This is a genomic window from Pseudomonas sp. PA-6-3C (assembly GCF_021605825.1).
GTDB lineage: Bacteria > Pseudomonadota > Gammaproteobacteria > Pseudomonadales > Pseudomonadaceae > Aquipseudomonas > Aquipseudomonas edaphica.
This window is the reverse complement of the sequence record NZ_WKDV01000018.1, coordinates 43,277-64,480: the sequence shown is the minus strand read 5'-3', so window position 1 is coordinate 64,480 and position 21,204 is coordinate 43,277. Positions and strand designations below refer to the sequence as shown.

Sequence of the window (21,204 nt, the reverse complement as noted above, 5' to 3'; positions counted from 1 at the left end):
GAGTGGCAACGTTTGGACACACGGCCATTTTCTGAGTGCTCCATACGTCAATAGAAGCTCACTTCCCTTTAGTACTTGATTAGCCGCCCGGAGTGCTCCATGCCAGATTACCGCTCGAAAACATCCACCCACGGCCGCAACATGGCCGGCGCGCGCGCACTGTGGCGTGCCACGGGGATGAAAGATGACGACTTCAAGAAGCCGATCATCGCGATTGCCAACTCCTTTACCCAGTTCGTACCGGGCCACGTCCACCTCAAGGACCTGGGCCAGCTGGTCGCCCGCGAGATCGAACGCGCCGGTGGCGTCGCCAAGGAATTCAACACCATCGCCGTGGATGACGGGATCGCCATGGGCCATGACGGCATGCTGTATTCGCTGCCGAGCCGCGAGATCATTGCCGACTCCGTGGAATACATGGTCAACGCCCACTGCGCCGACGCCATCGTCTGCATCTCGAACTGCGACAAGATCACCCCCGGCATGCTGATGGCCGCCCTGCGCCTGAACATCCCGGTGATCTTCGTCTCCGGCGGCCCGATGGAAGCCGGCAAGACCAAGCTCGCCTCCCACGGCCTCGACCTGGTCGACGCCATGGTCATCGCCGCCGATTCCAGCGCTTCTGACGAGAAGGTCGCGGAATACGAACGCAGCGCCTGCCCGACCTGCGGTTCGTGCTCCGGCATGTTCACCGCCAACTCGATGAACTGCCTGGTCGAAGCCCTGGGCCTGGCCTTGCCGGGCAACGGTTCCACCCTGGCCACCCACAGCGACCGCGAACAGCTGTTCCTGCAGGCTGGCCGCACCATCGTCGAGCTGTGCAAGCGTTACTACACCGAGAACGATGAGTCGGTGTTGCCGCGCAATATCGCCAACTTCAAGGCGTTCGAGAACGCCATGACCCTGGACATCGCCATGGGCGGTTCCACCAACACCATCCTGCACTTGCTGGCCGCAGCGCAAGAAGCCGAGATCGACTTCGACCTGCGCGACATCGACCGCCTGTCCCGTCATGTGCCGCAACTGTGCAAAGTCGCGCCGAATATCCAGAAGTACCACATGGAAGACGTGCACCGCGCCGGCGGGATCTTCTCGATTCTTGGCTCGCTGGCCCGTGGCGGACTGTTGCACACCGACCTGCCGACTGTGCACAGCAAATCCCTGGCCGAAGGCATCGCCAAGTGGGACATCACCCAGACTGACGACGAAGCGGTGCATCACTTCTTCAAGGCTGGCCCGGCGGGTATCCCGACCCAGACCGCGTTCAGCCAGTCGACCCGTTGGGAAACCCTGGATGACGACCGTGAAAACGGCTGCATCCGCAGTGTCGAGCACGCCTACTCGCAAGAAGGCGGCCTGGCCGTGCTGTACGGCAACATTGCCCTGGACGGCTGCGTGGTGAAAACCGCTGGCGTGGATGAATCCATCCACGTGTTCGAAGGCCGCGCCAAGATCTACGAAAGCCAGGACAGCTCGGTGCGCGGCATCCTCGCCGACGAAGTGAAAGAAGGCGACATCGTGATCATCCGCTACGAAGGCCCGAAAGGCGGCCCGGGCATGCAGGAGATGCTCTACCCGACGTCTTACCTGAAATCCAAAGGCCTGGGCAAAGCTTGCGCCTTGCTGACCGACGGCCGCTTCTCTGGCGGCACCTCGGGCCTCTCGATCGGCCACGCTTCGCCAGAAGCCGCTGCCGGTGGCGCGATTGGTCTGGTGCAGGACGGCGACAAGGTGCTGATCGACATTCCGAACCGCTCGATCAACCTGTTGATCAGCGACGAAGAACTGGCGGCACGCCGGGTTGAGCAGGACAAGAAAGGCTGGAAACCGGTGGAGAAGCGTCCGCGCAAAGTCACCACCGCGTTGAAGGCTTACGCCCTGCTGGCCACCAGTGCCGACAAAGGTGCTGTGCGTAACAAGGCGATGCTCGACGGCCTGTAAGCCCCGCCCATAAAAAAGCCCCGCCACGTGCGGGGCATTTTTTTGTCTGAATAAAACTCCCCAGACAACAGAGATCAACTGTGGGAGCTGGCTTGCCTGCGATGGCGGCGTGTCAGCTTGCCTCTCTGAGCCTGACCGATCGCTATCGCAGGCAAGCCAGCTCCCACACTGACCGCGTTACTGGATTTCGTCCGGCTTGACGATCACCCAGTTCTTGTCCGCCGTCACCGGCAAGCCTTCCTTGGCCTGAGCAGCCGCGTGCTTGGCCATCATGCCGTTGAGCTGGGTCATGTATTTGTCCTTGCGGTTGATCCACAAGTGAATGCCACCCTTGGCCACGTCCACATCGTGGAACAGCATGTAACCATCGCTGGTCGGTGTGTCACCGCCGACGATCACCGGTTTTTTCCACTCGTCGATGTAGGTCAGGATCGCTGCGTGCTTGCCGGCCATCCAGGTTGCCGGGGTCCATAAGTACGGCGTCAGTTCCAGGCCGAGGTTGGCCTTCTCGTCATATTTGCCCGCAGTGATCTGCTTACGCGCAGTGGTCAGTTCGCCGGTCTTGCGATCCTTGAGCAAGGTGCTCACGCCGATGACGTTCTCGGGTTTGACGTTGTAGCCGTACTTCGGATCGGCGGCGACCATACGCACCAACTCCTCGGAGGCGGCGGTCATCACATACACCTCGATGCCGTTTTCCATCAGCTTGTTGTACAGCTCAGCCTGGCCGGTGAAGACTTTCGGCGGCTGCACCTCAGACTTCTTCACCACATCGCCTTCAAAGTAGGTGACCGGCACCGGCTTGCCGGAAGCCATCAGCTCGTCCACCTGGACCTTGAGTTCCTTGAGGGTGAAGCCCGAGAAAATCTGCGCAACCCATGGGTAGCAGACCATGTCGTCGACTTCGCAAAGGCGGTAGTAGTAGCTGAACAGGCTTTCCTTGTGGTCGGCGGTGTCCTTGAACGGCATCAGCTTCAGCGATGGGTCCATGCTCTCGCGGGTGATCAGGCCCTTGTTTTCCATGTAGGGCAGCAAGGACTCTTCGAGGTCGTAGCGGTAACTGGTGTTGTCCATGTCGAACACCGCGAAGTTACCCTTGTTGGCGTTGGCGGCGATCATCTTGTTCAGTTGCTCGGCGGCCGGCGCCGGCCAGTGTTTCAACTCTGTGGCGGCAAATGCCTGGCTGACGAGGCCGAGGCAGAAGGCGGCGGCAAGTAGTTTTGGCGCGAGCTTCATAAGCGTTTTCTCCCTGAGTGAAAGACACCGACGCTAACAAATCTGTATGACAGTTATCGCCCGAGCACGACCGCTTGCGTCGTGATAACGCCAAGGGCATGTGCCTGAGCGTCAAATGCTTATTCCAAAAACGACAGTCGCCATTCCATATTGGTATTAAATCAATATATTTCAAACTGTTAGGCTTCCCGGTTCGCAATCGCAGGCTCACGCGATTGGCTGCCTTCTCAACGGAGCTTCAATGAATCTGCCCCTGATTCTCAACTTACTGGTGTTCGTGGCCCTGTTGCTGGGCCTGGCACAAACCCGTCGCACGAACTGGAGCCTCGCCAAGAAGGTGCTGTTTGCCCTCGTATTGGGCGTGGTGTTCGGCACGGTGTTGCACACCATTTATGGCGACGGCAACCCGGTGCTGAAGGCCTCGATCAGCTGGTTTGATCTGGTCGGCAATGGTTACGTGCAACTGCTGCAAATGATCGTGATCCCGCTGGTGTTCGCCTCGATCCTCAGTGCTGTGGCGCGCCTGCATAACGCCTCGTCCCTGGGCAAGATCAGCTTTTTGACCATCGGCACGCTGCTGTTCACCACCGCGATTGCGGCGCTGATCGGTATCGGCCTGACCAATCTGTTCGGCCTTACCGCCGAAGGTCTGGTGGCGGGCACCCAGGAGATGGCACGCCTGCAAGTGATCCAGAGTGATTACGCGGGCAAGGTGGCCGACCTGAATATCCCGCAGTTGCTGCTGTCGTTCGTACCGGCCAACCCGTTTGCCGACCTGGCCCGCGCCAAGCCGACGTCGATCATCAGCGTGGTGATTTTCGCTGCATTCCTGGGGGTTGCCGCACTGCAACTGCTCAAGGATGACGTGGAAAAAGGCCAGAAAGTGCTCAACGCCATCGACACCCTGCAAGCCTGGGTCATGCGCCTGGTGCGCCTGGTGATGAAGCTGACGCCCTACGGCGTGCTGGCGCTGATGACCAAGGTAGTCGCCGGCTCCAACCTGCAAGACATCATCAAGCTCGGCAGTTTTGTAGTGGTGTCTTATCTGGCTCTGGGGCTGATGTTTGTGGTTCACGGCCTATTGCTGTCGCTGGCCGGGATCAACCCGCTGCGGTTCTTCCGCAAGGTGTGGCCGGTGCTGACGTTTGCCTTCACCAGTCGCTCCAGTGCGGCAGCCATTCCGCTGAGCATTGAAGCGCAGACCCGCCGTCTGGGGATCCCGCAGTCCATCGCCGGGTTTGCCGCCTCGTTTGGCGCGACGATCGGCCAGAACGGTTGCGCCGGTCTCTACCCAGCCATGCTGGCGGTGATGGTTGCACCGACCGTGGGCATCAACCCGCTGGACCCGCTGTGGATCGCGACGTTGGTGGCGATTGTGACCTTGAGTTCGGCCGGTGTGGCAGGCGTGGGCGGCGGTGCAACCTTTGCCGCGCTGATCGTGCTGCCGGCGATGGGCTTGCCGGTGTCACTGGTGGCGCTGCTGATTTCCGTGGAGCCGCTGATCGACATGGGCCGCACGGCGTTGAACGTGAATGGTTCGATGACCGCCGGGGCGATTACCAGCCAGATCATGGGGCAGACGGATAAAGCGCTGCTGGATGCTGATGAGCATGCGGAGTTGGCGCAGGTCTGATAGACCGCTATCGCAGGCAAGCCAGCTCCCACACTTGAATCGGTTTCCTCAGGAGAAATCGGTCAACTGTGGGAGCTGGCTTGCCTGCGATGCTTTTAAGCTTTTTCCCAGACTTCGAAGTTGTAGGCAGGCTTATCGCCTTCAGCCAGGTTCTCGACGTTCGACACCAACTTCCACTGGTTCAAATCAAACGCCGGAAACCATGCATCGCCTTCCGGGCTCAACGCCACCCGCGTCAAATACAGGCGATCCGCCTGCGCCAGCCCCTGCGCATACAGCTGCGCACCGCCGATCAGCATCAGCTCATCCACGCCCTGTTCCAGCGCCCAGGCTTCAGCCCGCTCAACCGCCGCGTCCAGTGACGGAAAAACTTCCGCACCTTCCAGCGCCAAGCCGGTCTGACGGCTGACCACAATGTTCAAGCGCCCCGGCAACGGTCGGCCCAGGGAATCCCAGGTCTTGCGCCCCATGATGATCGGCTTGCCGAGCGTGGTGGCCTTGAAATATTTAAAATCCCCCGGCAAATGCCAGGGCATGCTGTTGTCGACGCCGATCACCCGGTTTTCACCAAGGGCTGCGATCAGGCTTAAAGGGAGAGTTTTTTTCATGCCGACGAGAATACCAGAGCCACGAGTCTGCGGTTATGCTCCAAGCTCACTTGCTCAACAGGACGGCGCGTGACTGCTCTGAACCCGCTGCATACACTTTGGCTGACCGAAACCGTGCGCCTGCGCGAAGAACACGCAGGCCCCTTGGAAGACCTGGAAGCCAACCGGCTGGCGCGCACGGCCGGTGGCGACCTGGCGACGCGCATCCAGCAGCGTGCCCTGCACCTGGCCGAGCGCGATGGGCTGACCGCCGCCCTCACCCGCTGGCTGCAAGGCGCTCGTTTGGCGTTGGTGCTGCTGGCGGCGGTCGCGGTTATCAGTGGCGCCGGGCTGGCCTTTGCCGCCTTGGGCAACGGCCTGACACCGGTGAACGTGTTCTGGGCCTTGGGCAGCCTGCTCGGCTTGAACCTGATCCTGTTAATCAGCTGGGCCTTGGGCTTGCTGTTTGCCGGTGAACACAGCGCCAGCCTCGGGCGGCTGTGGTTATGGCTCAGCGAAAAACTTGCCCGGGATGCCAAAGCCGCGCAATTGGCGCCAGCCTTGTTGCTGTTGTTGCAGCGCCAGAAACTCAACCGTTGGGCCGTGGGTGTGCTGGTCAACAGCCTGTGGTTGCTGGCGCTGCTCAGCGCCATGGTAATTCTGCTGACACTGCTGGCCACGCGTCGCTACGGTTTTGTGTGGGAAACCACCATCCTCGGCGCCGATACTTTTGTCGCCGTGACCCAAGCCCTCGGCAGCTTGCCCGCCTTGCTGGGTTTTAATGTGCCGACGGTGGAGATGATCCGCGCCAGCGGCGACTCGGCCCTGAATATCGAAAGCGCCCGCCAGGCCTGGGCCGCGTGGCTGGTAGGCGTGCTGCTGGTTTACGGCCTGCTGCCCAGATTGCTCCTCGCCCTGCTGTGCCTGTGGCGCTGGAAACGCGGGCGTGCTGCGTTGCGCCTGGACCTCAACCTGCCCGGCTACAGCCAATTACGCGAACGCCTGATGCCAAGCAGTGAACGGCTGGGCGTCAACGACGCCGCGCCCGAACAACTGCACCTCGTCACTGGCGGCATCAGCGAACTGGAAAGCGACGGCGCCCTGCTGGTGGCCATCGAACTCGACGATCAGCACCCGTGGCCGCCCAAGCTGCCAAGCAGCGTCAAGGATGCTGGCATCCTCGACAGCCGCGAATCGCGCAACAAACTGCTGGAACAACTCACGCGCTTCCCGCCCGCACGCCTGGCCATTGCCTGTGACCCGCGCCGCTCGCCGGATCGCGGCAGCCTGGCGTTGATCGCCGAGCTGGCCCGCAGCGCCACCGCCACCCGCGTATGGCTGTTGCAGGCGCCACCCGGCCAGGCGCTGGACGCCGAGCGCCTGGGCGACTGGCACGCCGCGCTGCAACAGCTGGAGCTGCCGTTCGCCGACAGTGCGCCGCTGAACTGGCTGGAGACCGGTCATGACTAAACCACTGAAGCTCGCCGTGGTCGGCCACACCAACGTCGGCAAAACTTCGCTGCTGCGCACGTTGACCCGTGATGTGGGCTTTGGCGAAGTCTCCCATCGCCCCAGCACCACGCGGCATGTCGAAGGCGCGCGCTTGTCGGTAGACGGCGAAGCCTTGTTGGAGCTGTACGACACGCCCGGCCTGGAGGATGCCATCGCGCTGCTTGATTACCTGGAACGCCTGGACCGACCCGGCGAACGCCTCGATGGCCCGGCTCGCCTGGCGCGGTTCCTGGAAGGCAGCGAAGCCCGCCAGCGTTTTGAACAGGAGGCCAAAGTGCTGCGGCAACTGCTGGCCTCGGACGCCGGTTTGTACGTGATCGACGCCCGCGAACCAGTGCTGGCCAAGTACCGCGACGAGCTGCAAGTGCTGGCCAGTTGCGGCAAGCCATTGCTGCCGGTGCTCAACTTCGTCAGCAGCAACGACCACCGCGAGCCGGACTGGCGCGAAGCCCTGGCCCGCCTCGGCCTGCATGCGCTGGTGCGTTTCGACAGCGTGGCGCCGCCGGAAGATGGCGAACGCCGCTTGTATGAAAGCCTGGCACTGCTGCTGGAAAACTCACGGCCGCAATTGGAACGCCTGATCCTCGATCAGCAAGCCCAACGCCAGGCCCGTCAGCAAAGCGCTGCGCGCTTGATCGCCGAGCTGCTGATCGACTGCGCCGCATGCCGGCGCAGTGTGGTCACCGAAGATGAGCAGCAAGCCATCGCTGATTTGTGTAAAGCCGTGCGCCAGCGCGAACAGAAATGCGTAGAGGCGTTGCTCAAGCTATTCGGTTTTCGCCCACAGGACGCCGCGGCCAGCGACCTGCCCTTGCTGGATGGCCGCTGGGGCGATGACCTGTTCAACCCCGAAACCCTCAAACAACTCGGCGTTCGGGTCGGCGGCGGGATCGCCGCAGGCGCGGCAGCCGGTGCGGGTGTGGACCTGCTGGTCGGCGGTCTCACCCTCGGCGCCGCCGCCCTCGCCGGTGCCATTGCCGGTGGCGCACTGCAAACTGCACGCAGTTACGGCAGCCGCCTGCTGGGCAAGCTCAAGGGCCAGCGCGAGCTGACCGTCGACGACAGCGTGCTGCGCCTGCTCGCCCTGCGCCAACGTCAATTGCTCAAGGCCCTGAACCTGCGCGGCCATGCGGCGATGCACAGCATCAAGGTCGACTCGCCGCAGGACAAAACCTGGCGTGAAGGCAAGTTGCCGGATGCGCTGTATAAGGCGCGCGCCCATCCGCAATGGTCGTCGCTCAACCCTCACGCCAAGCTGAGCCAAGCCGAGCGCCAAGAGCAGGTCGAAGTCTTGGCGACCAAACTCAATGAGGCTGAGGTTAAGCCGTCTTGATGGGTTGTGTATGCCAGTCGAATGCGAGGAACGCGTTGCACAAGACCTTAATCGCAAGTTTGTCGCGGTGGTCAGCAACATCATCCCGATCCAAGTCACTGTTGGTAAATGACTCCAGAACCCCATCACTATCGCCGTCATAACCAGCCGCGCTGTACACCAGCGCGCGTTTACCCTGCAGTGAGCAGCACTGGTAAAAATTCAGCTTGATCGCATTGGGCACGCCATCTTTCGCCCAGTGACTGACGTGCATCGTCAAGTAACGCCGCCAGGTATCGCCGGGGTTAAACCAGCCTTGCTTCAAAAAGGTATCGACAAAGGCCTTGAGCAACACTTTGTCTTCCGCTGATTTATAGCCATCAGCGTTGATATCGCCGGGTAGCAGGATATCGGCAGCACCGTCAGCCGTAATATCCACGGCCACGGCTTCATGCACCAGCTCGTCAGGGTCGTTGTCGGCCCGCTGAAAAAACTGCAACACCGCCATGTCGGGTTTGCCATTACCGCTTCTGTCCTGAGCGGTGGCTTTCAAGTAACGCATCACAGACTCTCGTTTCATACTGGACATCCCTCGTCGTCAGTAAACCAATTGAACTTCAAAACCGTATCGGCGAGCACTTGCACCAAGCCCTTGTCGACGTCATTGGTGACGCCGTCACGGTTAATATCGAAGTGAATATTCCACTCCAACGCCCCGTCACTATCAAAGTCATAGGCGGCGTTCCATATCAGCGGGGTGTTATCGCAAGGGTGAATAGCGCATGGAGGTTTCCTGAAAAGCTAATTCATGCCTCGTGCGCTCACCAGCGCACACAGTCGATGCCCGCTGTAAGAAGGCTCGACATGTGTCGCCCCTTAACGCCAGTTGAACTTCAGATACAGATTGGCCATTGATTGCAGTGCCTTTAGATCCATGGTGTCGAACAGCTCAAGAGGCAGCGCTTCGTCATCCAGTTGCATTACGCCCATGCCGAGGCTATCGCACGCGGTGACGCTGAACTTCAGCCGCTGTTTTTCAATCATGGGTTTTTCGTTCTGATAGAGATCCAAGCGAACTTCGGCGGGGTCGCCTGCGACGGTGAAACGGCTCACATAAAAGTTGATCGAGCGGTTGGGCATGGGTGGACGGCAGAGCCAATTCACTTTCAATACAGCATTGGCAAAATCCTTGAGTAACGCCCTGTCCCTCTCCCCCGAGACACCATTGCCGTCGATGTCACCGGTGATCTGGTAATCGACCAGGCCATCCGCAGATAAGTCGACAGCTGTGGCCTGGCGCACCAGCTCATCCGGCAGCTTTGGCGTGCGTTGAAAAAACAGAAGGTCCACGGTATCCGCCAAAGCATTAGCACTTTGATCCTTCACGGCAACTCTCAAATAACGCATCTAAATCGCTCCCTTAATCAGAGGGCGTACCTTACAGAGTGCGTGGACATTGACTCCATGCGCTGCGTCCGTGTCATCGGTCGGAATCACGCCATTCTTATGAAGGCAACGTCAGTAGCCGCCGAGCCTTGAACTTTAATACCTCCAAGTCCAGTACAGGCACGTGCATTTGCTTGGCCTGCTCATCCCAATCACGCAGGCGCAGGCTGACCTCGCAAAGCGGATCTTGCTCAAAAGCCCGAGCCTCTTCGGCCGTCATCACACCGCCCTGGTAACCCAGGGTACGGCGGCTGGCTTCACTCAAGCGCGCGCAGTAGTCCGGCTGGCTGAAGGTCAGGTAGCGTTTGGCTTGCACGTGGTACTCCACCAGTTTGGCCATGCGCTCGCTGAAGCCTGCGCGGCGCAAATAGTCCGCACCCAGGCGTTCGTGGCTGACCACGCCATAGCCGCCCATGTTCTCACCGCCCTGCCCGCAGAGATGCCCTATGTCGTGGAAAAACGCCGCCAGCACCACCTCATCGTCGAAGCCTTCGGCCATAGCGAGCTGCGCAGCCTGGGACATATGTTCGATCTGCGACACCGGCTCACCGATGTAATCGGCCGCGCCGTGCTGTTCGTATAAGCCGAAGACTTCGGCGATTGCCTGTTCCGGATTCATGATGCGTCTCCCCACAATGCTGTGATATTTCGCTCGGCCATCGCCGGGCCAACGCTCATGCCTACGCCGGAGTGCATCAACGCCGCGCTCACGCCCGGCGCCGCACGCAGGAATGAAAACGGCGCCGGGCCGCGTGAGCCATACACACCCTGCCAGCGTTCCACCACCTGGATTTTGCAGCCCAGCGTCTGCTCCGCCAGCTCGATCAGCCAGTCATCAACTTGCTCGGCATTGAACGGTGATGCATCGCTGCCGTAATCGTGGGAGTCGCCGATGATCAGCTCGCCATGGGGCGTCGGGCTGATCAGCAAGTGAATGCCGTGCTCTTGCAAATGCGGCGCTTCGCGCAGGATCTGCGCCTGCACTGGCGCAGCTTCCGGCAGGTCGGCAAACGCGCCGTAGTGCACGCAACTAAGGCCCGTGAGCAATGCGTGTTGCAGGTTCAGGTTGAGCGCAGGCCGGGCGCGCAGCATTTGCAGGCGACAGATGCTCGGGTTGAGCCCGGCAATCGACTCCGCCAACAAGGTTTGGTAGTCATGACCGGAGCATACGATGACCTGCTCACCGCGAAAGCTGCCCGCTGTAGTGTGTACTTGACCAGGCTCAACGTCGCGCACCAGCGTGGAGAAATAGAACTGCACCTTCAATTCCTGGGCCAGGTAATTGATCAGCGCCGGGATCGCTTCGCGCGAATACAGTTGCTGATCATCCTTGCCATGCAGCGCGGCACGGTGATGGCGAAACTGGCCGCCGTACAGGTCTTTCATCGCCGCGCCTTGCAACAGCTCGACGTTGTAGTCGTGTTCTTGCGCCCGGCCAGCGCAGAAGGCTTCCAGCAGATGTTCTTCGGCTTCGGTGCGGGCGAACAGGTAGGAGCCGTTGCGCTTGAGCTGGATACCGGCCACCTGTGCCCAGTGCGCCCAGATATCACGGCTTTCCTGCGCCAGATCAAGCATCGGCCCGGGGGGTTGGCCGGTGACCAGTGCCTGGCCGAAGTTGCGCACGGAGGCCCCCAGCGGTGTGGCGCTGCGCTCGAAGACCTTGACCTTTAGGCCGCGTTTGGCGGCGGCGTAGGCGTGGGACAGGCCGAGGATGCCGGCGCCGATGACCAGCAGGTCGCTGTGTTGTGTCATGAAGATATGTCCTGAATGTGAAGCCACTATCGCAGGCAAGCCAGCTCCCACATTTTGATTTGCGAACCCGATCAAATAATGTGGGAGCTGGCTTGCCTGCGAAGAGGCCATCAGCCCTAACGAAAACCTTACTGACCCGCTACCTTCTCCGACTTTCCGTCATAACGCTTGCGCCATTCGGTCAGGATGCTGTCGCGGTTTTTCGAGGCCCAGGCGAAGTCGTTCTTGATCAAGCGTTGTTCGTAATCAGCCGGCAATTCGGTCTGCGGCTTGGCGATACCCGGCTGGGCGAGGACGGCGAAGTTGTCCTTGTACAGCTCCATCGCAGCGGGGCTGGCGGAGAAGTCGGCAAGTTTTTTGGCCGCATCGGCGTGAGCAGTGCCCTTGATCACGGCAGTCGCTTCGATGTCCCAGCCCAAGCCTTCTTTGGGCAAGATAATGTCCAGCGGCGCGCCTTGGCGTTTGAGCTGCACGGCCGGGTACTCAAACGAAATACCAATCGGGAATTCCCCGGAAGCCGCCAGCTTGCACGGCTTGGAGCCGGAGTGAACGTACTGGCCGATGTTCTGGTGCAGGTCGTCCATGTACTGCCAGCCCTGCTTCTCGCCGAAGGTCTGCAGCCAGGCGCTCACATCCAGGAAACCGGTGCCGGACGACGCCGGGTTGGGCATCACGATCTTGCCCTTGTACTCAGGCTTGGTCAGGTCTTGCCAGCTCACCGGCTTGGTCAGGCCTTGTTTCTCGGCTTCGACAGTGTTGAAGCAGATGGTCGCAGCCCACACGTCCATGCCGACCCAGGCCGGTGGGTTGGCGGCGTCACGGTAGTTTTTGCCGATCTTGTCCAAGTCCTTGGGTGCGTAGTTATCCAGCATGCCCTGCTGATCGAGAATCGCCAGGCTGGAGGCAGCCAGCCCCCACACCACATCCGCCTGCGGGCGGGCTTTTTCGGCCAGCAGTTTGGCAGTGATGATGCCGGTGGAGTCTCGCACCCATTTAATATCGATATCCGGGTTGGCTTTTTCGAAGGCCTGTTTGTAGGTCTTCAACTGCTCGGCTTCGAGGGCCGTGTACACCGTCAACTCGGTTTTGGCGGCAAAGGCATTCAGGCTGAATGCGCTGAGTAGAGCAGCGGCCAGGGCCAAGGGCTTGAACATGGAGCACCTCCTTCAGGGACTTTTATTGGCCGGGCGCGGTTTGGCGCCAGGCTTGAGAGCGGCGTAAAGCGCCACGTGAGGCCCACGCCAGCAGCAGCGAGACGCCGGCCGACGTGAACAGGATCAGGGTCGACATGGCCGCAGCGCCGCCCACATTGCCGGCGTCGTCCATGTTCAACACGGCGACGGCGGCGAGGATGGTGTCGGGGCTGTAGAGGAAGATCGCGGCGGACACGGTGGTCATCGCCGACACGAACAAGTAGCGCACGATGTCCAGCAGCGCGGGCAGGCAGATCGGCACGGTGACACGCAGATAGTGGCGGTACAGCGGCGCCTTGAGGGACAGCGCGGCAGCTTCGAACTCGGCATCCAACTGGCGCAGCGCGGTGGTTGCAGTCATTTGCGCGGTGGTCAGGTAGTGCGCAATGGTGCACACCACCAGCAACGTCATGGTGCCGTAGAACACATGCAGCGGGTTGCCGTTGAGGTTGAAGAAGAACACGTAACCCAGGCCCAGCACCAAGCCCGGCACAGCCATCGGCACAAAGCTGAGCATGCGCAGCGCCAGGTTCAGGCCTTTCTGGCCCTTGGTCTTTTCCATCAGGTAGGCGCCGGTGAAGATCAGTACGCTGCCGATCAGCGCGGTGCACAGCGCCATGGTCAGGCTGTTGCGATACGCCAGCCAGCCGCCGCCGGCCGTGTCTTCAAACTGGTAGTGATTGAGCGATAGAGAGAGGTTGTACGGCCAGAACTTCACCAGCGAGGAATACACCGCCATGCCGAACACCAGCAGCAACACGGCGCAGATCAACAACACAATCGCCAGGTAGCAGCCATCCCTCAAGCGCGATGGCGCCGGCTGGAACACCTGGGCGCGGCCGCTCATGGCATCGCCATGACGACGGCGCAGCCAGGCGTCCACAGCAAAGCTGAACAGCGCCGGCAGCAACAACACCATGCCGATCAAGGCGCCGCGACCGAACTGTTGCTGGCCGACCACCGCCTTGTAGGCTTCCAGCGCCAACACCTGATAATCGCCACCCACCACCACGGGCACGCCGAAGTCGGTGATGGTCAGGGTGAACACCAGGCAAAACGCCGCGAATACCGCCTGACGCGTGGCCGGCCAGGTAATGCTGCGAAACGCCCGGGCCGGGCTGGCGCCCATGCTGGAGGCGGCATCGAACAGGCGCGCATCCGCCAGGGACAGCGCCGACAGCAGAATCATCAGGGCATGTGGGAAGGTGTAGATCACTTCACCCAGCACAATGCCCCAGAAGCCGTAGATATTGTCCGAGAGCAAACCACGCAACATGCCCTGGTTGCCGAACAGATAGACCAGCGCAATACCCGGCAACATCGACGGGGCCATCAATGGCAGCAGCGACAGGCCGCGCCAGATCGGCTTGCCGGGGATCAGCGTGCGTTGCAGTGCGTAGGCAAACAGGTAGGCCAGCGGTACGACGATGGCCGCCACGCTGAGGGACACTTTCAGGCTATTGCCTAACAACCAATGAAAGTTGGCGCTGGTCATCAGCTCCCGCGCCGCGACCAGCCCGCCGCCCTGCCCGGCTTCGCTGCTGAAGCCGCGCCAGAAGATCGCCAGCAACGGCAACAACACCGCAATGCCCAACAGGAGTAACCAAAGCAGTTTGCCGCCGACCACAAAAATGCGGTCGCCAAGCTCAGCGCGGGAAACCTGACGAGCCACGTGGTCGGGTATCGGCAGACTCATATCAGCAGCCATCTCAGGCAAACACCTGCAGGCTGCGCGGCGGCAGGGCCACCCAGATATCCTGCGCGCCCAGGCGCGGCATGGCTTCGGGGGCCAGTTCGGCCAACAGCGGGTGGCCAGGCAATTGCTCCAGCTCAAAGCTCATGCGGCAGCGGTTGCCGAGGAAAGTGATCTCGCGGACCTTGGCCGGGAACAGGTTTTCTTCATGCACCAGCGGGTTGACGCTGATGGCTTCCGGGCGGCAGAACAAGCGGCCGGACTTGGCTTTGCTGGCGCTGTCATCCAGCCGCATGTGCAAGCCGCCGACCTGGGCATGGCTGTCACTGCTGCGGCTGAACGGCAGCCAGTTGCCCTGGCCGACAAATTCCGCCACAAACGGCGTGGCCGGGCGGTCGTAGATTTCCTGGGGCGTGGCGTATTGCTCGACCTTGCCGTTGTTCATCACGGCAATACGGTCGGCCATCAGCATGGCCTCGTCCTGGTTGTGGGTGACCATCAGCGTGGTGATGCCCAGGCGCCGTTGCAATTGGCGCAGCTCGGTACACAGATGCTCACGCACGCGGGCGTCGAGGGCCGACATGGGTTCGTCCAGCAACAGCAATGACGGCGCCGGCGCCAGGGCACGGGCCAGGGCCACGCGCTGTTGTTGGCCGCCGGAGAGTTGACCGGGGTACTTTTTTTCACTGCCGACCAGGCCGACCAGTTCGAGCATCTGCCCGACGCGCTTGCGCACTTCGTCGCGACCACTGCCGGTGAGGCCGTAGCCGATGTTCGCTTCGACGGTCAGGTTGGGAAACAGCGCGTAAGACTGGAACAGAATGCCGTAGTCCCGCGCCTGCGGCGGCAGCAAGGAAACATCGCGGTTGCCCAGGTAAAGCTCCCCGCTGTCCTGGCGCTCCAGGCCGGCGATACAGCGCAGCAAGGTGGTTTTGCCGCAGCCGGACGGGCCTAGCAGGCACACCAGCTCGCCGGCCGCGACCTCCAGGGACACGTTGTCCAGCGCGGTGAATGCGCCGAAGCGTTTCTGGATACCGCGCACCTTCATTGGCGCACCGGGTTGGGTCAGGGCTGTGTTCATGCAAGGCACCTCATCAAACTGATGAAGGCCATGCTAGGCGGGCAATGCGTCCCTCTTGTGGCAGAAAGGCAAAAGGCAGTGATAGTGGTATTGGTGGATTTGGGTGTAAGGCGATCGTTCCCACGCTCTGCGTGGGAATGCATCTTGTGACGCTCCGCGTCACGACATTCAAGCGCAGACGCGGAGCGTCCAGGGCGGCATTCCCACGCGGAGCGTGGGAACGATCAGAGCGGCGACATTTCCTGCGCCAACCCCAGAAACGCCGCCGGCAACCGCGCGCCTTTGCGCTCTTTGAGGCAGTACAAATACTCGGGAATCTGCGGTGCATTCTCGATGGTCAGCACCCGCAGTTGTGGGTCATGGGGCACTTCCTGGCGGGCAATGATGCTGATGCCGATGTTGCGCAGCACCGCCTCGCGAATCGACTCACGGCTGCCGATTTCCAGCAACGGCCCGTAACTCACGCCGGCGCCCTGCAACATCTCTTCAGTCAACCGCCGCGTGGTGGAACCGGCTTCGCGCATCAGCAGCGTATGCCCGGCCAGCGCACTCAGTGGCACATGTTCAAGCTTGGCCAGGGGATGATTGCGATGCACCGCCAGTACCAGCGGGTCGGTGCCCAGCACGCGGCGGATCAGGCGTGGGTCTTCGAGCAGTTGCGAGGAGGCCGCGACATCGACGCGGTAATCGTCCAGTGCTTCGAGCACTTGTTGGGAATTGCCGATTTCCACCGAGACGTCCACATGGGGCAGGCGTTCGCGAAAGGCTTTGACCAGATCGAGGATGTAATACGGCGCCGTGGCGGCAATCCTCAAAGCGCCCTGGACCTGGCCAGTATTGCGCAGGAAAAACTCGATATCGGCCTCTTGCTGCAACAGCGCCTTGACCATCGGCAGCAGGCGCGCGCCGTCGTCACTGACGGTGAGGCGCCGCCCGCCGCGGTAGAACAGTTCAACGCCGTATTGGCTTTCCAGGTTGCGAATCTGGGTGGTGACGGTGGGCTGGCTCAAGCCGAGTTTTTTCGCCGCCTGGGTAATGCTGCCCAGGCGGGCGACCATAAAAAACGCCTTTAACTCAGCACTCAGCACACCGCCCTCTCATCCTCTATTTGCGCAACAGGCGCAGACCGTTGAATACCACCAGCAGGCTCACGCCCATGTCCGCGAACACCGCCATCCACATGGTCGCCATGCCCAGGAAGGTGACTGCCAGGAAGATCGCCTTGATCACCAACGCCAGGGCGATGTTCTGCTTGAGGATACTCGACGTTTGCCGCGACAGACGAATGAATGCCGGAATCTTGCGCAGATCATCGTCCATCAGCGCCACGTCGGCAGTCTCGATTGCCGTGTCAGTGCCGGCGGCGGCCATGGCAAAGCCGATTTCGGCGCGGGCCAGGGCCGGGGCGTCGTTGATGCCGTCGCCGACCATGCCTACCCGGCGGCCTTGGCCGTAGAGGGTTTCAATGGCTTGCAGCTTGTCGGTGGGCAACAGATCGCCCTGGGCCTGATCAATGCCAACCTGCGCCGCAATCGCCTGGGCGGTGTGGGTGTTGTCGCCGGTGAGCATCAGGGTCTTGATGCCCAGCGCGTGCAGTTGCTGGATGGCTTCGCGGCTGCTGTCTTTTACCGTGTCAGCCACGGCGAACAACGCCAGCGGGCCGGACTTGTCGAGCAGCAACACCACGGACTTGCCTTGTTTTTCCAGGGCGAACAGCTTTTCTTCCAGCGCCGGCGAGCACAGGCCCAGGTCTTCCACCAGACGGTGGTTGCCCAAGTGGTAGGTTTCGCCGTTGATGTCGCCACGCACACCGCGACCTGGCAAGGCCTCGAAGTTATCCACAACGTGGCTTGGCAAGTTTTTATCCACAGCTGCCTTGGCGATGGCCAGCGACACCGGGTGGTCGGAGCGCCCGGCCAGGCTGGCCGCCAAGGCGGGTGCGCTGTCTTCGACGTTGGGGAACAGCGCCAGGTAATCGGTTTGCACCGGTTTACCGTGGGTGATGGTGCCGGTCTTGTCGAGGGCCAGGTAGTCGAGCTTGTAACCACCCTCCAGGTACACGCCGCCCTTGATCAGGATGCCTTTGCGCGCCGCAGCCGCCAGGCCGCTGACGATGGTCACCGGGGTGGAAATCACCAGGGCGCAGGGGCACGCGACCACAAGCAATACGAGGGCGCGGTAGATCCAGTCGAACCACACGCCGGCCATGAACAACGGTGGGATAATCGCCACGCCCAAGGCAAACAGGAAGACTGCCGGGGTGTAGACCTTCGAGAAGCTGTCGACAAAGCGCTGGGTCGGCGCCCGTGCGCCCTGGGCCTGTTCCACCGCGTGAATGATGCGCGCCAGGGTGGAATTGTTGGCCGCTGCGGTGACCTTGTACTCAAGGGAACCGGCCTGGTTGATGGTGCCGGCGAAGACCTTATCGCCTACGGTTTTTTCAATCGGCAGGCTTTCGCCGGTGATCGGCGCCTGATCGATGGTGGATTGGCCGGCAGTAACTTCACCGTCCAGGCCTATGCGCTCGCCGGGTTTTACCCGCACGATCGCGCCCAATTCAATACTTTTTACCTCCTGTTCAAGCCACGAACCATCGGCCTGCTGCACCGTGGCCTGTTCCGGCGTCATTTGCATCAGGCCGCTGATGGCATTACGCGCACGGTCCAGAGACTTGGCTTCGATCAACTCGGCCACCGTAAACAGGAACATCACCATGGCCGCTTCCGGCCACTGGCCGATCAGGATCGCACCAGTTACCGCGATACTCATCAGCGCGTTGATGTTCAGGTTGAGGTTTTTCAGGGCGATCCAGCCCTTTTTATAGGTGGTGAGGCCGCCGCTGAGGATCGATACCAGCGCCACCAAGGCAATTACCCAGGTCGGTGCCACGCCCGTGAAATGCAACACTTCGGCGCCCAATGCACCTACGCCCGACACCGCCAACGGCCACCAATGTTTCTTGGCAGGCGGCGCGGCAGCAGGTGTCCCCTCTTCGATAGGGTCGGCTTGCATGCCGATGGATTTGATCGCCGTGATGATCGGCGCAGTGCTCGGCAGGTCATGGGTGACGCCGAGGATGCGGTTGATCAGGTTGAATTCCAGCTGCTGCACACCGGCAAGCTTGCCCAGTTTGTTCTGGATCAGCGTCTGTTCGGTGGGGCAGTCCATAGCTTCGATGCGGAAAGTGCTCAGGCGCGAGCCGGCCGTCGGCGCTTCGCTGAGCGTAACCACAGCAGGCGCTACCTTGCTGGAACAGCAGGAATCGCCATGGCTGCCATGCTCATGTTTTCTGACCGGGGTCAGCGTGGCGCCGTGGTCGTGGCTATGTTCGTGGCTATGTTCGTGGCTATGGTCATGATCATGGTCGTGCTTGTGATCATGTTTTTTCGGGGTGTGGATGGAATCGCTCATTCTGTCGCGTCCGTAAAGGTGCCTGTTGCCAAGTAAAGACCCTGTAGCCACTATAGGGTCAAGCACCCATTTGGAGATTGCTGCGATGAAGATCGGTGAATTGGCCAAACTGACCGATTGTCAGGTGGAAACCATCCGTTATTACGAAAAAGAAGGCCTGCTGCCGCCCCCGGCGCGCACCGATGCCAATTATCGCGTGTACACCCAGGCGCACACCGAACGGCTGATCTTTATCCGCAACTGCCGCAGCCTGGACATGACGCTTGAAGAAATCCGCAGCCTGCTGGGGCTGCGCGACAGCCCGCAGGACCAGTGCGAGAGTGTGAATGCGTTGATCGACGAGCATATCCACCATGTGAAAGCGCGGATCGATGGGCTGTTGGCGTTGCAGGCGCAATTGCTCGACCTGCGCCAACGCTGCGGCGGTGGGCCGGATCTGGACCAGTGCGGGATTTTGCAGCGGCTGGAGGTCAGCGGCAGTGTGGCGGCCAGCGAGGCGGAGCCTTCGCATGTGGGCAGAAGCCACGGGCATTAAGGTGTATACAAAACAACTGTGGGAGCTGGCTTGCCTGCGATAGCGGTGGATCAGAGGCATTTGTATCGCCTGACACTTCGCTATCGCAGGCAAGCCAGCTCCCACATTTTTAACCGAGACAGGCTTTAGATGGCGACGTCAGCCTTGATGCTCGGATCGGCGTCGTAGCCCACAATCTCGAAGTCTTCGAACTTGTAGTCATAGATCGACGCCGGCTTACGCTTGATCACCAGTTCCGGCAGCTTCTTCGGCGTGCGCGCCAGCTGCGTACGGATCTGTTCCATATGGTTGCTATAGGCATGGGTGTCGCCGGTAGTGACGATGATCTCGTGCGGGATCAGGTCGCATTGCTGGGCCAGCATATGGGTCAGCAACGCCAGCGCGGCGGTGTTGTACGGCAGGCCGAGGAATACGTCGGAGCTGCGGATGTACAACTGCATCGACAGATGGCCGTCATGCACAAACGCCTGGTACAGCAGGTGGCACGGCGGCAGGGCTTGCTTGCCGTTGCGCGCGTTTTCCTGCGGGCTCTTGGTTTCGTCCGGCAGGTATTCGACGTTCCAGCCGTGGAACAGGATGCGACGGCTGTTGGGGTTGTTTTTCAACGTGTCGACCATGTAGTCGATCTGGTTGATGGTGCCACCGTCCTTGGTTGGCCAGGCGGTCCACTGCTCGCCGTACACCGGGCCGAGGTCGCCGTCTTCGGTGGCCCATTCGTCCCAGATTTTCACGCCGTTTTCGTTCAGCCACTTGATGTTGGTATTGCCGCTCAACATCCAGATCAATTCGTTGGCGATGCTTTTGAAATGAAGCTTCTTGGTGGTCAGCAGCGGGAAGCCGTCGGCCAAGTTATGCCGATACTGACGGGCAAACACGGCTTTGGTGCCGGTGCCGGTGCGATCGCCCTTGGTCAATCCATTGGTCACGACGTCGTTCAGTAGTTCGAGATATTGCTTCATGTTTTTACCCGTATCAAAGAAGCCGAGGCTCGCAAAAGCCTCGGCATTCGAATTTAAAGCGCGGCGTTCTTGATGCCTTGCGGGCGATTGTACGCCCACCACAGCAGGCCCAGGCCCGCCAGGATCATCGGCATGCTGAGAATCTGCCCCATGGTCAACCAGCCCCACGCCAGGTAGCCCAGCTGTGCATCCGGCACGCGGACGAACTCGACGATGAAGCGGAAGATCCCGTAGAACAACGCAAACATGCCGGAAACCGCCATGGTTGGGCGTGGCTTGCGCGAGAAGATATAAAGAATCAGGAACAGTGCCACACCTTCCAGAGCGAACTGGTAGAGCTGCGACGGGTGGCGTGGCAGTTGCGCCGGGTCGCTGAAGGGTGGGAACACCATGGCCCACGGCACGTCGCTCGGCTTGCCCCACAACTCGGCGTTGATGAAGTTACCGATACGCCCGGCACCCAGGCCAATCGGCACGAACGGTGCGACGAAGTCCATCAGTTGGAAGAACGACTTGCCGTTGCGGCGGCCGAACCACCATGCGGCAATCATCACGCCGACAAAGCCACCGTGGAACGCCATGCCGCCCTTCCACACTTCGAAAATCAGCGTCGGGTTGGCGATATAGGCCGGAAGATCGTAGAACAGCACATACCCCAGGCGTCCGCCGACGATCACGCCCATCGACATCCAGAACACCATGTCGGAGAGCTTCTCCTTGGTCCAGGTCGGGTCGAAACGGTTCAGGCGCCGGGAAGCCAGCAGCCAGGCACCGCCGATGCCGATCAGGTACATCAACCCGTACCAGTGGATTTGCAGCGGACCGATGGCCACGGCCACCGGGTTGATCTGCGGGTAAGGCAGCATTGCGACTCCTCGTTAAATCATTAGTCATGGCGCACCGGACCATGCCG

At 61.0% G+C, this 21,204-nt stretch carries 18 protein-coding genes; 5 read left to right on the top strand and 13 right to left on the bottom strand.

Features of this window, described 5'->3' with window-relative positions; translation table 11 throughout:
- The first annotated feature begins 99 nt into the window (after positions 1-99).
- Complete coding sequence (gene ilvD, locus GIW48_RS14345; protein WP_017139479.1) at positions 100-1,941, top strand: dihydroxy-acid dehydratase; 1,842 nt, start codon at positions 100-102, stop codon at positions 1,939-1,941.
- Between the two features lie 177 nt (positions 1,942-2,118).
- Here ilvD and GIW48_RS14340 read toward each other — a convergent pair whose 3' ends face one another.
- Positions 2,119-3,177 (bottom strand): hypothetical protein, encoded by a 1,059-nt coding sequence (locus tag GIW48_RS14340; RefSeq protein WP_017139480.1) that lies wholly within the window; start codon positions 3,175-3,177, stop codon positions 2,119-2,121.
- 241 nt (positions 3,178-3,418) lie between these two features.
- Between GIW48_RS14340 and GIW48_RS14335 the strand changes: the two genes are divergently transcribed.
- Positions 3,419-4,810: an L-cystine transporter gene (locus GIW48_RS14335; protein WP_017139481.1), complete on the top strand. Its 1,392-nt coding sequence runs from the start codon at positions 3,419-3,421 to the stop codon at positions 4,808-4,810.
- A gap of 95 nt (positions 4,811-4,905) precedes the next feature.
- Here GIW48_RS14335 and GIW48_RS14330 read toward each other — a convergent pair whose 3' ends face one another.
- Complete coding sequence (locus tag GIW48_RS14330) at positions 4,906-5,418, bottom strand: dihydrofolate reductase (protein WP_017139482.1); 513 nt, start codon at positions 5,416-5,418, stop codon at positions 4,906-4,908.
- Positions 5,419-5,487: 69 nt separating this feature from the next.
- Here GIW48_RS14330 and GIW48_RS14325 point away from each other — a divergent pair, with 69 nt between their 5' ends.
- Together GIW48_RS14325 and GIW48_RS14320 are read left to right on the top strand one after the other, a co-directional pair.
- Positions 5,488-6,867, top strand: a complete 1,380-nt coding sequence (locus GIW48_RS14325) for a DUF2868 domain-containing protein (protein WP_236460550.1) — start codon at positions 5,488-5,490, stop codon at positions 6,865-6,867.
- Positions 6,860-8,242: a DUF3482 domain-containing protein gene (locus tag GIW48_RS14320; RefSeq protein WP_236460551.1), complete on the top strand. Its 1,383-nt coding sequence runs from the start codon at positions 6,860-6,862 to the stop codon at positions 8,240-8,242. Before GIW48_RS14325 ends, GIW48_RS14320 begins: the two co-directional genes overlap by 8 nt.
- Here GIW48_RS14320 and GIW48_RS14315 read toward each other — a convergent pair.
- The 9 genes from GIW48_RS14315 to GIW48_RS14275 all read right to left on the bottom strand — a co-directional run bounded on the left by GIW48_RS14315 (position 8,229) and on the right by GIW48_RS14275 (position 18,797).
- Positions 8,229-8,783, bottom strand: a complete 555-nt coding sequence (locus tag GIW48_RS14315; RefSeq protein ID WP_099550319.1) for a hypothetical protein — start codon at positions 8,781-8,783, stop codon at positions 8,229-8,231. The two genes, GIW48_RS14320 and GIW48_RS14315, sit on opposite strands and share 14 nt — an antisense overlap.
- Before the next feature lie 314 nt (positions 8,784-9,097).
- A complete protein-coding gene (locus tag GIW48_RS14310) occupies positions 9,098-9,628 on the bottom strand; it encodes a hypothetical protein (protein ID WP_017139487.1) in 531 nt (176 codons plus the stop codon).
- A 97-nt stretch (positions 9,629-9,725) separates the two neighbouring features.
- Positions 9,726-10,286 (bottom strand): phosphonate degradation HD-domain oxygenase, encoded by a 561-nt coding sequence (locus GIW48_RS14305; protein WP_017139488.1) that lies wholly within the window; start codon positions 10,284-10,286, stop codon positions 9,726-9,728.
- Positions 10,283-11,419, bottom strand: a complete 1,137-nt coding sequence (locus GIW48_RS14300; protein WP_236460553.1) for a TIGR03364 family FAD-dependent oxidoreductase — start codon at positions 11,417-11,419, stop codon at positions 10,283-10,285. Before GIW48_RS14300 ends, GIW48_RS14305 begins: the two co-directional genes overlap by 4 nt.
- A 128-nt stretch (positions 11,420-11,547) precedes the next feature.
- Positions 11,548-12,573 (bottom strand): putative 2-aminoethylphosphonate ABC transporter substrate-binding protein, encoded by a 1,026-nt coding sequence (locus GIW48_RS14295; protein WP_236460555.1) that lies wholly within the window; start codon positions 12,571-12,573, stop codon positions 11,548-11,550.
- A gap of 22 nt (positions 12,574-12,595) precedes the next feature.
- On the bottom strand, positions 12,596-14,320 hold the full coding sequence (locus GIW48_RS14290; protein WP_236460557.1) for a putative 2-aminoethylphosphonate ABC transporter permease subunit: 1,725 nt from the start codon (positions 14,318-14,320) through the stop codon (positions 12,596-12,598).
- 1 nt (position 14,321) lies between these two features.
- Positions 14,322-15,386, bottom strand: a complete 1,065-nt coding sequence (locus GIW48_RS14285; RefSeq protein WP_017139492.1) for a putative 2-aminoethylphosphonate ABC transporter ATP-binding protein — start codon at positions 15,384-15,386, stop codon at positions 14,322-14,324.
- Positions 15,387-15,610: 224 nt separating this feature from the next.
- The gene (locus GIW48_RS14280; RefSeq protein WP_017139493.1) at positions 15,611-16,474 is read right to left on the bottom strand and encodes a LysR family transcriptional regulator; all 864 of its coding nucleotides are present in this window, start codon (positions 16,472-16,474) and stop codon (positions 15,611-15,613) included.
- A gap of 16 nt (positions 16,475-16,490) precedes the next feature.
- On the bottom strand, positions 16,491-18,797 hold the full coding sequence (locus GIW48_RS14275; protein ID WP_236460558.1) for a heavy metal translocating P-type ATPase: 2,307 nt from the start codon (positions 18,795-18,797) through the stop codon (positions 16,491-16,493).
- Positions 18,798-18,882: 85 nt separating this feature from the next.
- On the opposite strand from GIW48_RS14275, the gene cadR reads away from it, so the two are divergent.
- Positions 18,883-19,332: a Cd(II)/Pb(II)-responsive transcriptional regulator gene (gene cadR / locus GIW48_RS14270; protein WP_017139495.1), complete on the top strand. Its 450-nt coding sequence runs from the start codon at positions 18,883-18,885 to the stop codon at positions 19,330-19,332.
- Between the two features lie 125 nt (positions 19,333-19,457).
- Here cadR and GIW48_RS14265 read toward each other — a convergent pair whose 3' ends face one another.
- Together GIW48_RS14265 and lgt are read right to left on the bottom strand one after the other, a co-directional pair.
- Positions 19,458-20,291: a thymidylate synthase gene (locus GIW48_RS14265; RefSeq protein WP_017139496.1), complete on the bottom strand. Its 834-nt coding sequence runs from the start codon at positions 20,289-20,291 to the stop codon at positions 19,458-19,460.
- Between the two features lie 53 nt (positions 20,292-20,344).
- A complete protein-coding gene (gene lgt, locus GIW48_RS14260) occupies positions 20,345-21,157 on the bottom strand; it encodes a prolipoprotein diacylglyceryl transferase (protein WP_017139497.1) in 813 nt (270 codons plus the stop codon).
- Between the last annotated feature and the right edge of the window lie 47 nt (positions 21,158-21,204).

What these genes read in the sequence shown, in the direction of transcription:
- GIW48_RS14265 (WP_017139496.1), bottom strand. Translation starts at nt 20,291, where the DNA reads ATGAAGCAATATCTCGAACTACTGAACGACGTCGTGACCAATGGATTG.
- GIW48_RS14315 (WP_099550319.1), bottom strand. Translation starts at nt 8,783, where the DNA reads ATGCGTTACTTGAAAGCCACCGCTCAGGACAGAAGCGGTAATGGCAAA.
- GIW48_RS14290 (WP_236460557.1), bottom strand. Translation starts at nt 14,320, where the DNA reads ATGGCTGCTGATATGAGTCTGCCGATACCCGACCACGTGGCTCGTCAG.
- cadR (WP_017139495.1), top strand. Translation starts at nt 18,883, where the DNA reads ATGAAGATCGGTGAATTGGCCAAACTGACCGATTGTCAGGTGGAAACC.
- ilvD (WP_017139479.1), top strand. Translation starts at nt 100, where the DNA reads ATGCCAGATTACCGCTCGAAAACATCCACCCACGGCCGCAACATGGCC.
- GIW48_RS14300 (WP_236460553.1), bottom strand. Translation starts at nt 11,419, where the DNA reads ATGACACAACACAGCGACCTGCTGGTCATCGGCGCCGGCATCCTCGGC.
- GIW48_RS14305 (WP_017139488.1), bottom strand. Translation starts at nt 10,286, where the DNA reads ATGAATCCGGAACAGGCAATCGCCGAAGTCTTCGGCTTATACGAACAG.
- GIW48_RS14330 (WP_017139482.1), bottom strand. Translation starts at nt 5,418, where the DNA reads ATGAAAAAAACTCTCCCTTTAAGCCTGATCGCAGCCCTTGGTGAAAAC.
- lgt (WP_017139497.1), bottom strand. Translation starts at nt 21,157, where the DNA reads ATGCTGCCTTACCCGCAGATCAACCCGGTGGCCGTGGCCATCGGTCCG.
- GIW48_RS14320 (WP_236460551.1), top strand. Translation starts at nt 6,860, where the DNA reads ATGACTAAACCACTGAAGCTCGCCGTGGTCGGCCACACCAACGTCGGC.
- GIW48_RS14285 (WP_017139492.1), bottom strand. Translation starts at nt 15,386, where the DNA reads ATGAACACAGCCCTGACCCAACCCGGTGCGCCAATGAAGGTGCGCGGT.
- GIW48_RS14295 (WP_236460555.1), bottom strand. Translation starts at nt 12,573, where the DNA reads ATGTTCAAGCCCTTGGCCCTGGCCGCTGCTCTACTCAGCGCATTCAGC.
- GIW48_RS14275 (WP_236460558.1), bottom strand. Translation starts at nt 18,797, where the DNA reads ATGAGCGATTCCATCCACACCCCGAAAAAACATGATCACAAGCACGAC.
- GIW48_RS14340 (WP_017139480.1), bottom strand. Translation starts at nt 3,177, where the DNA reads ATGAAGCTCGCGCCAAAACTACTTGCCGCCGCCTTCTGCCTCGGCCTC.
- GIW48_RS14310 (WP_017139487.1), bottom strand. Translation starts at nt 9,628, where the DNA reads ATGCGTTATTTGAGAGTTGCCGTGAAGGATCAAAGTGCTAATGCTTTG.
- GIW48_RS14335 (WP_017139481.1), top strand. Translation starts at nt 3,419, where the DNA reads ATGAATCTGCCCCTGATTCTCAACTTACTGGTGTTCGTGGCCCTGTTG.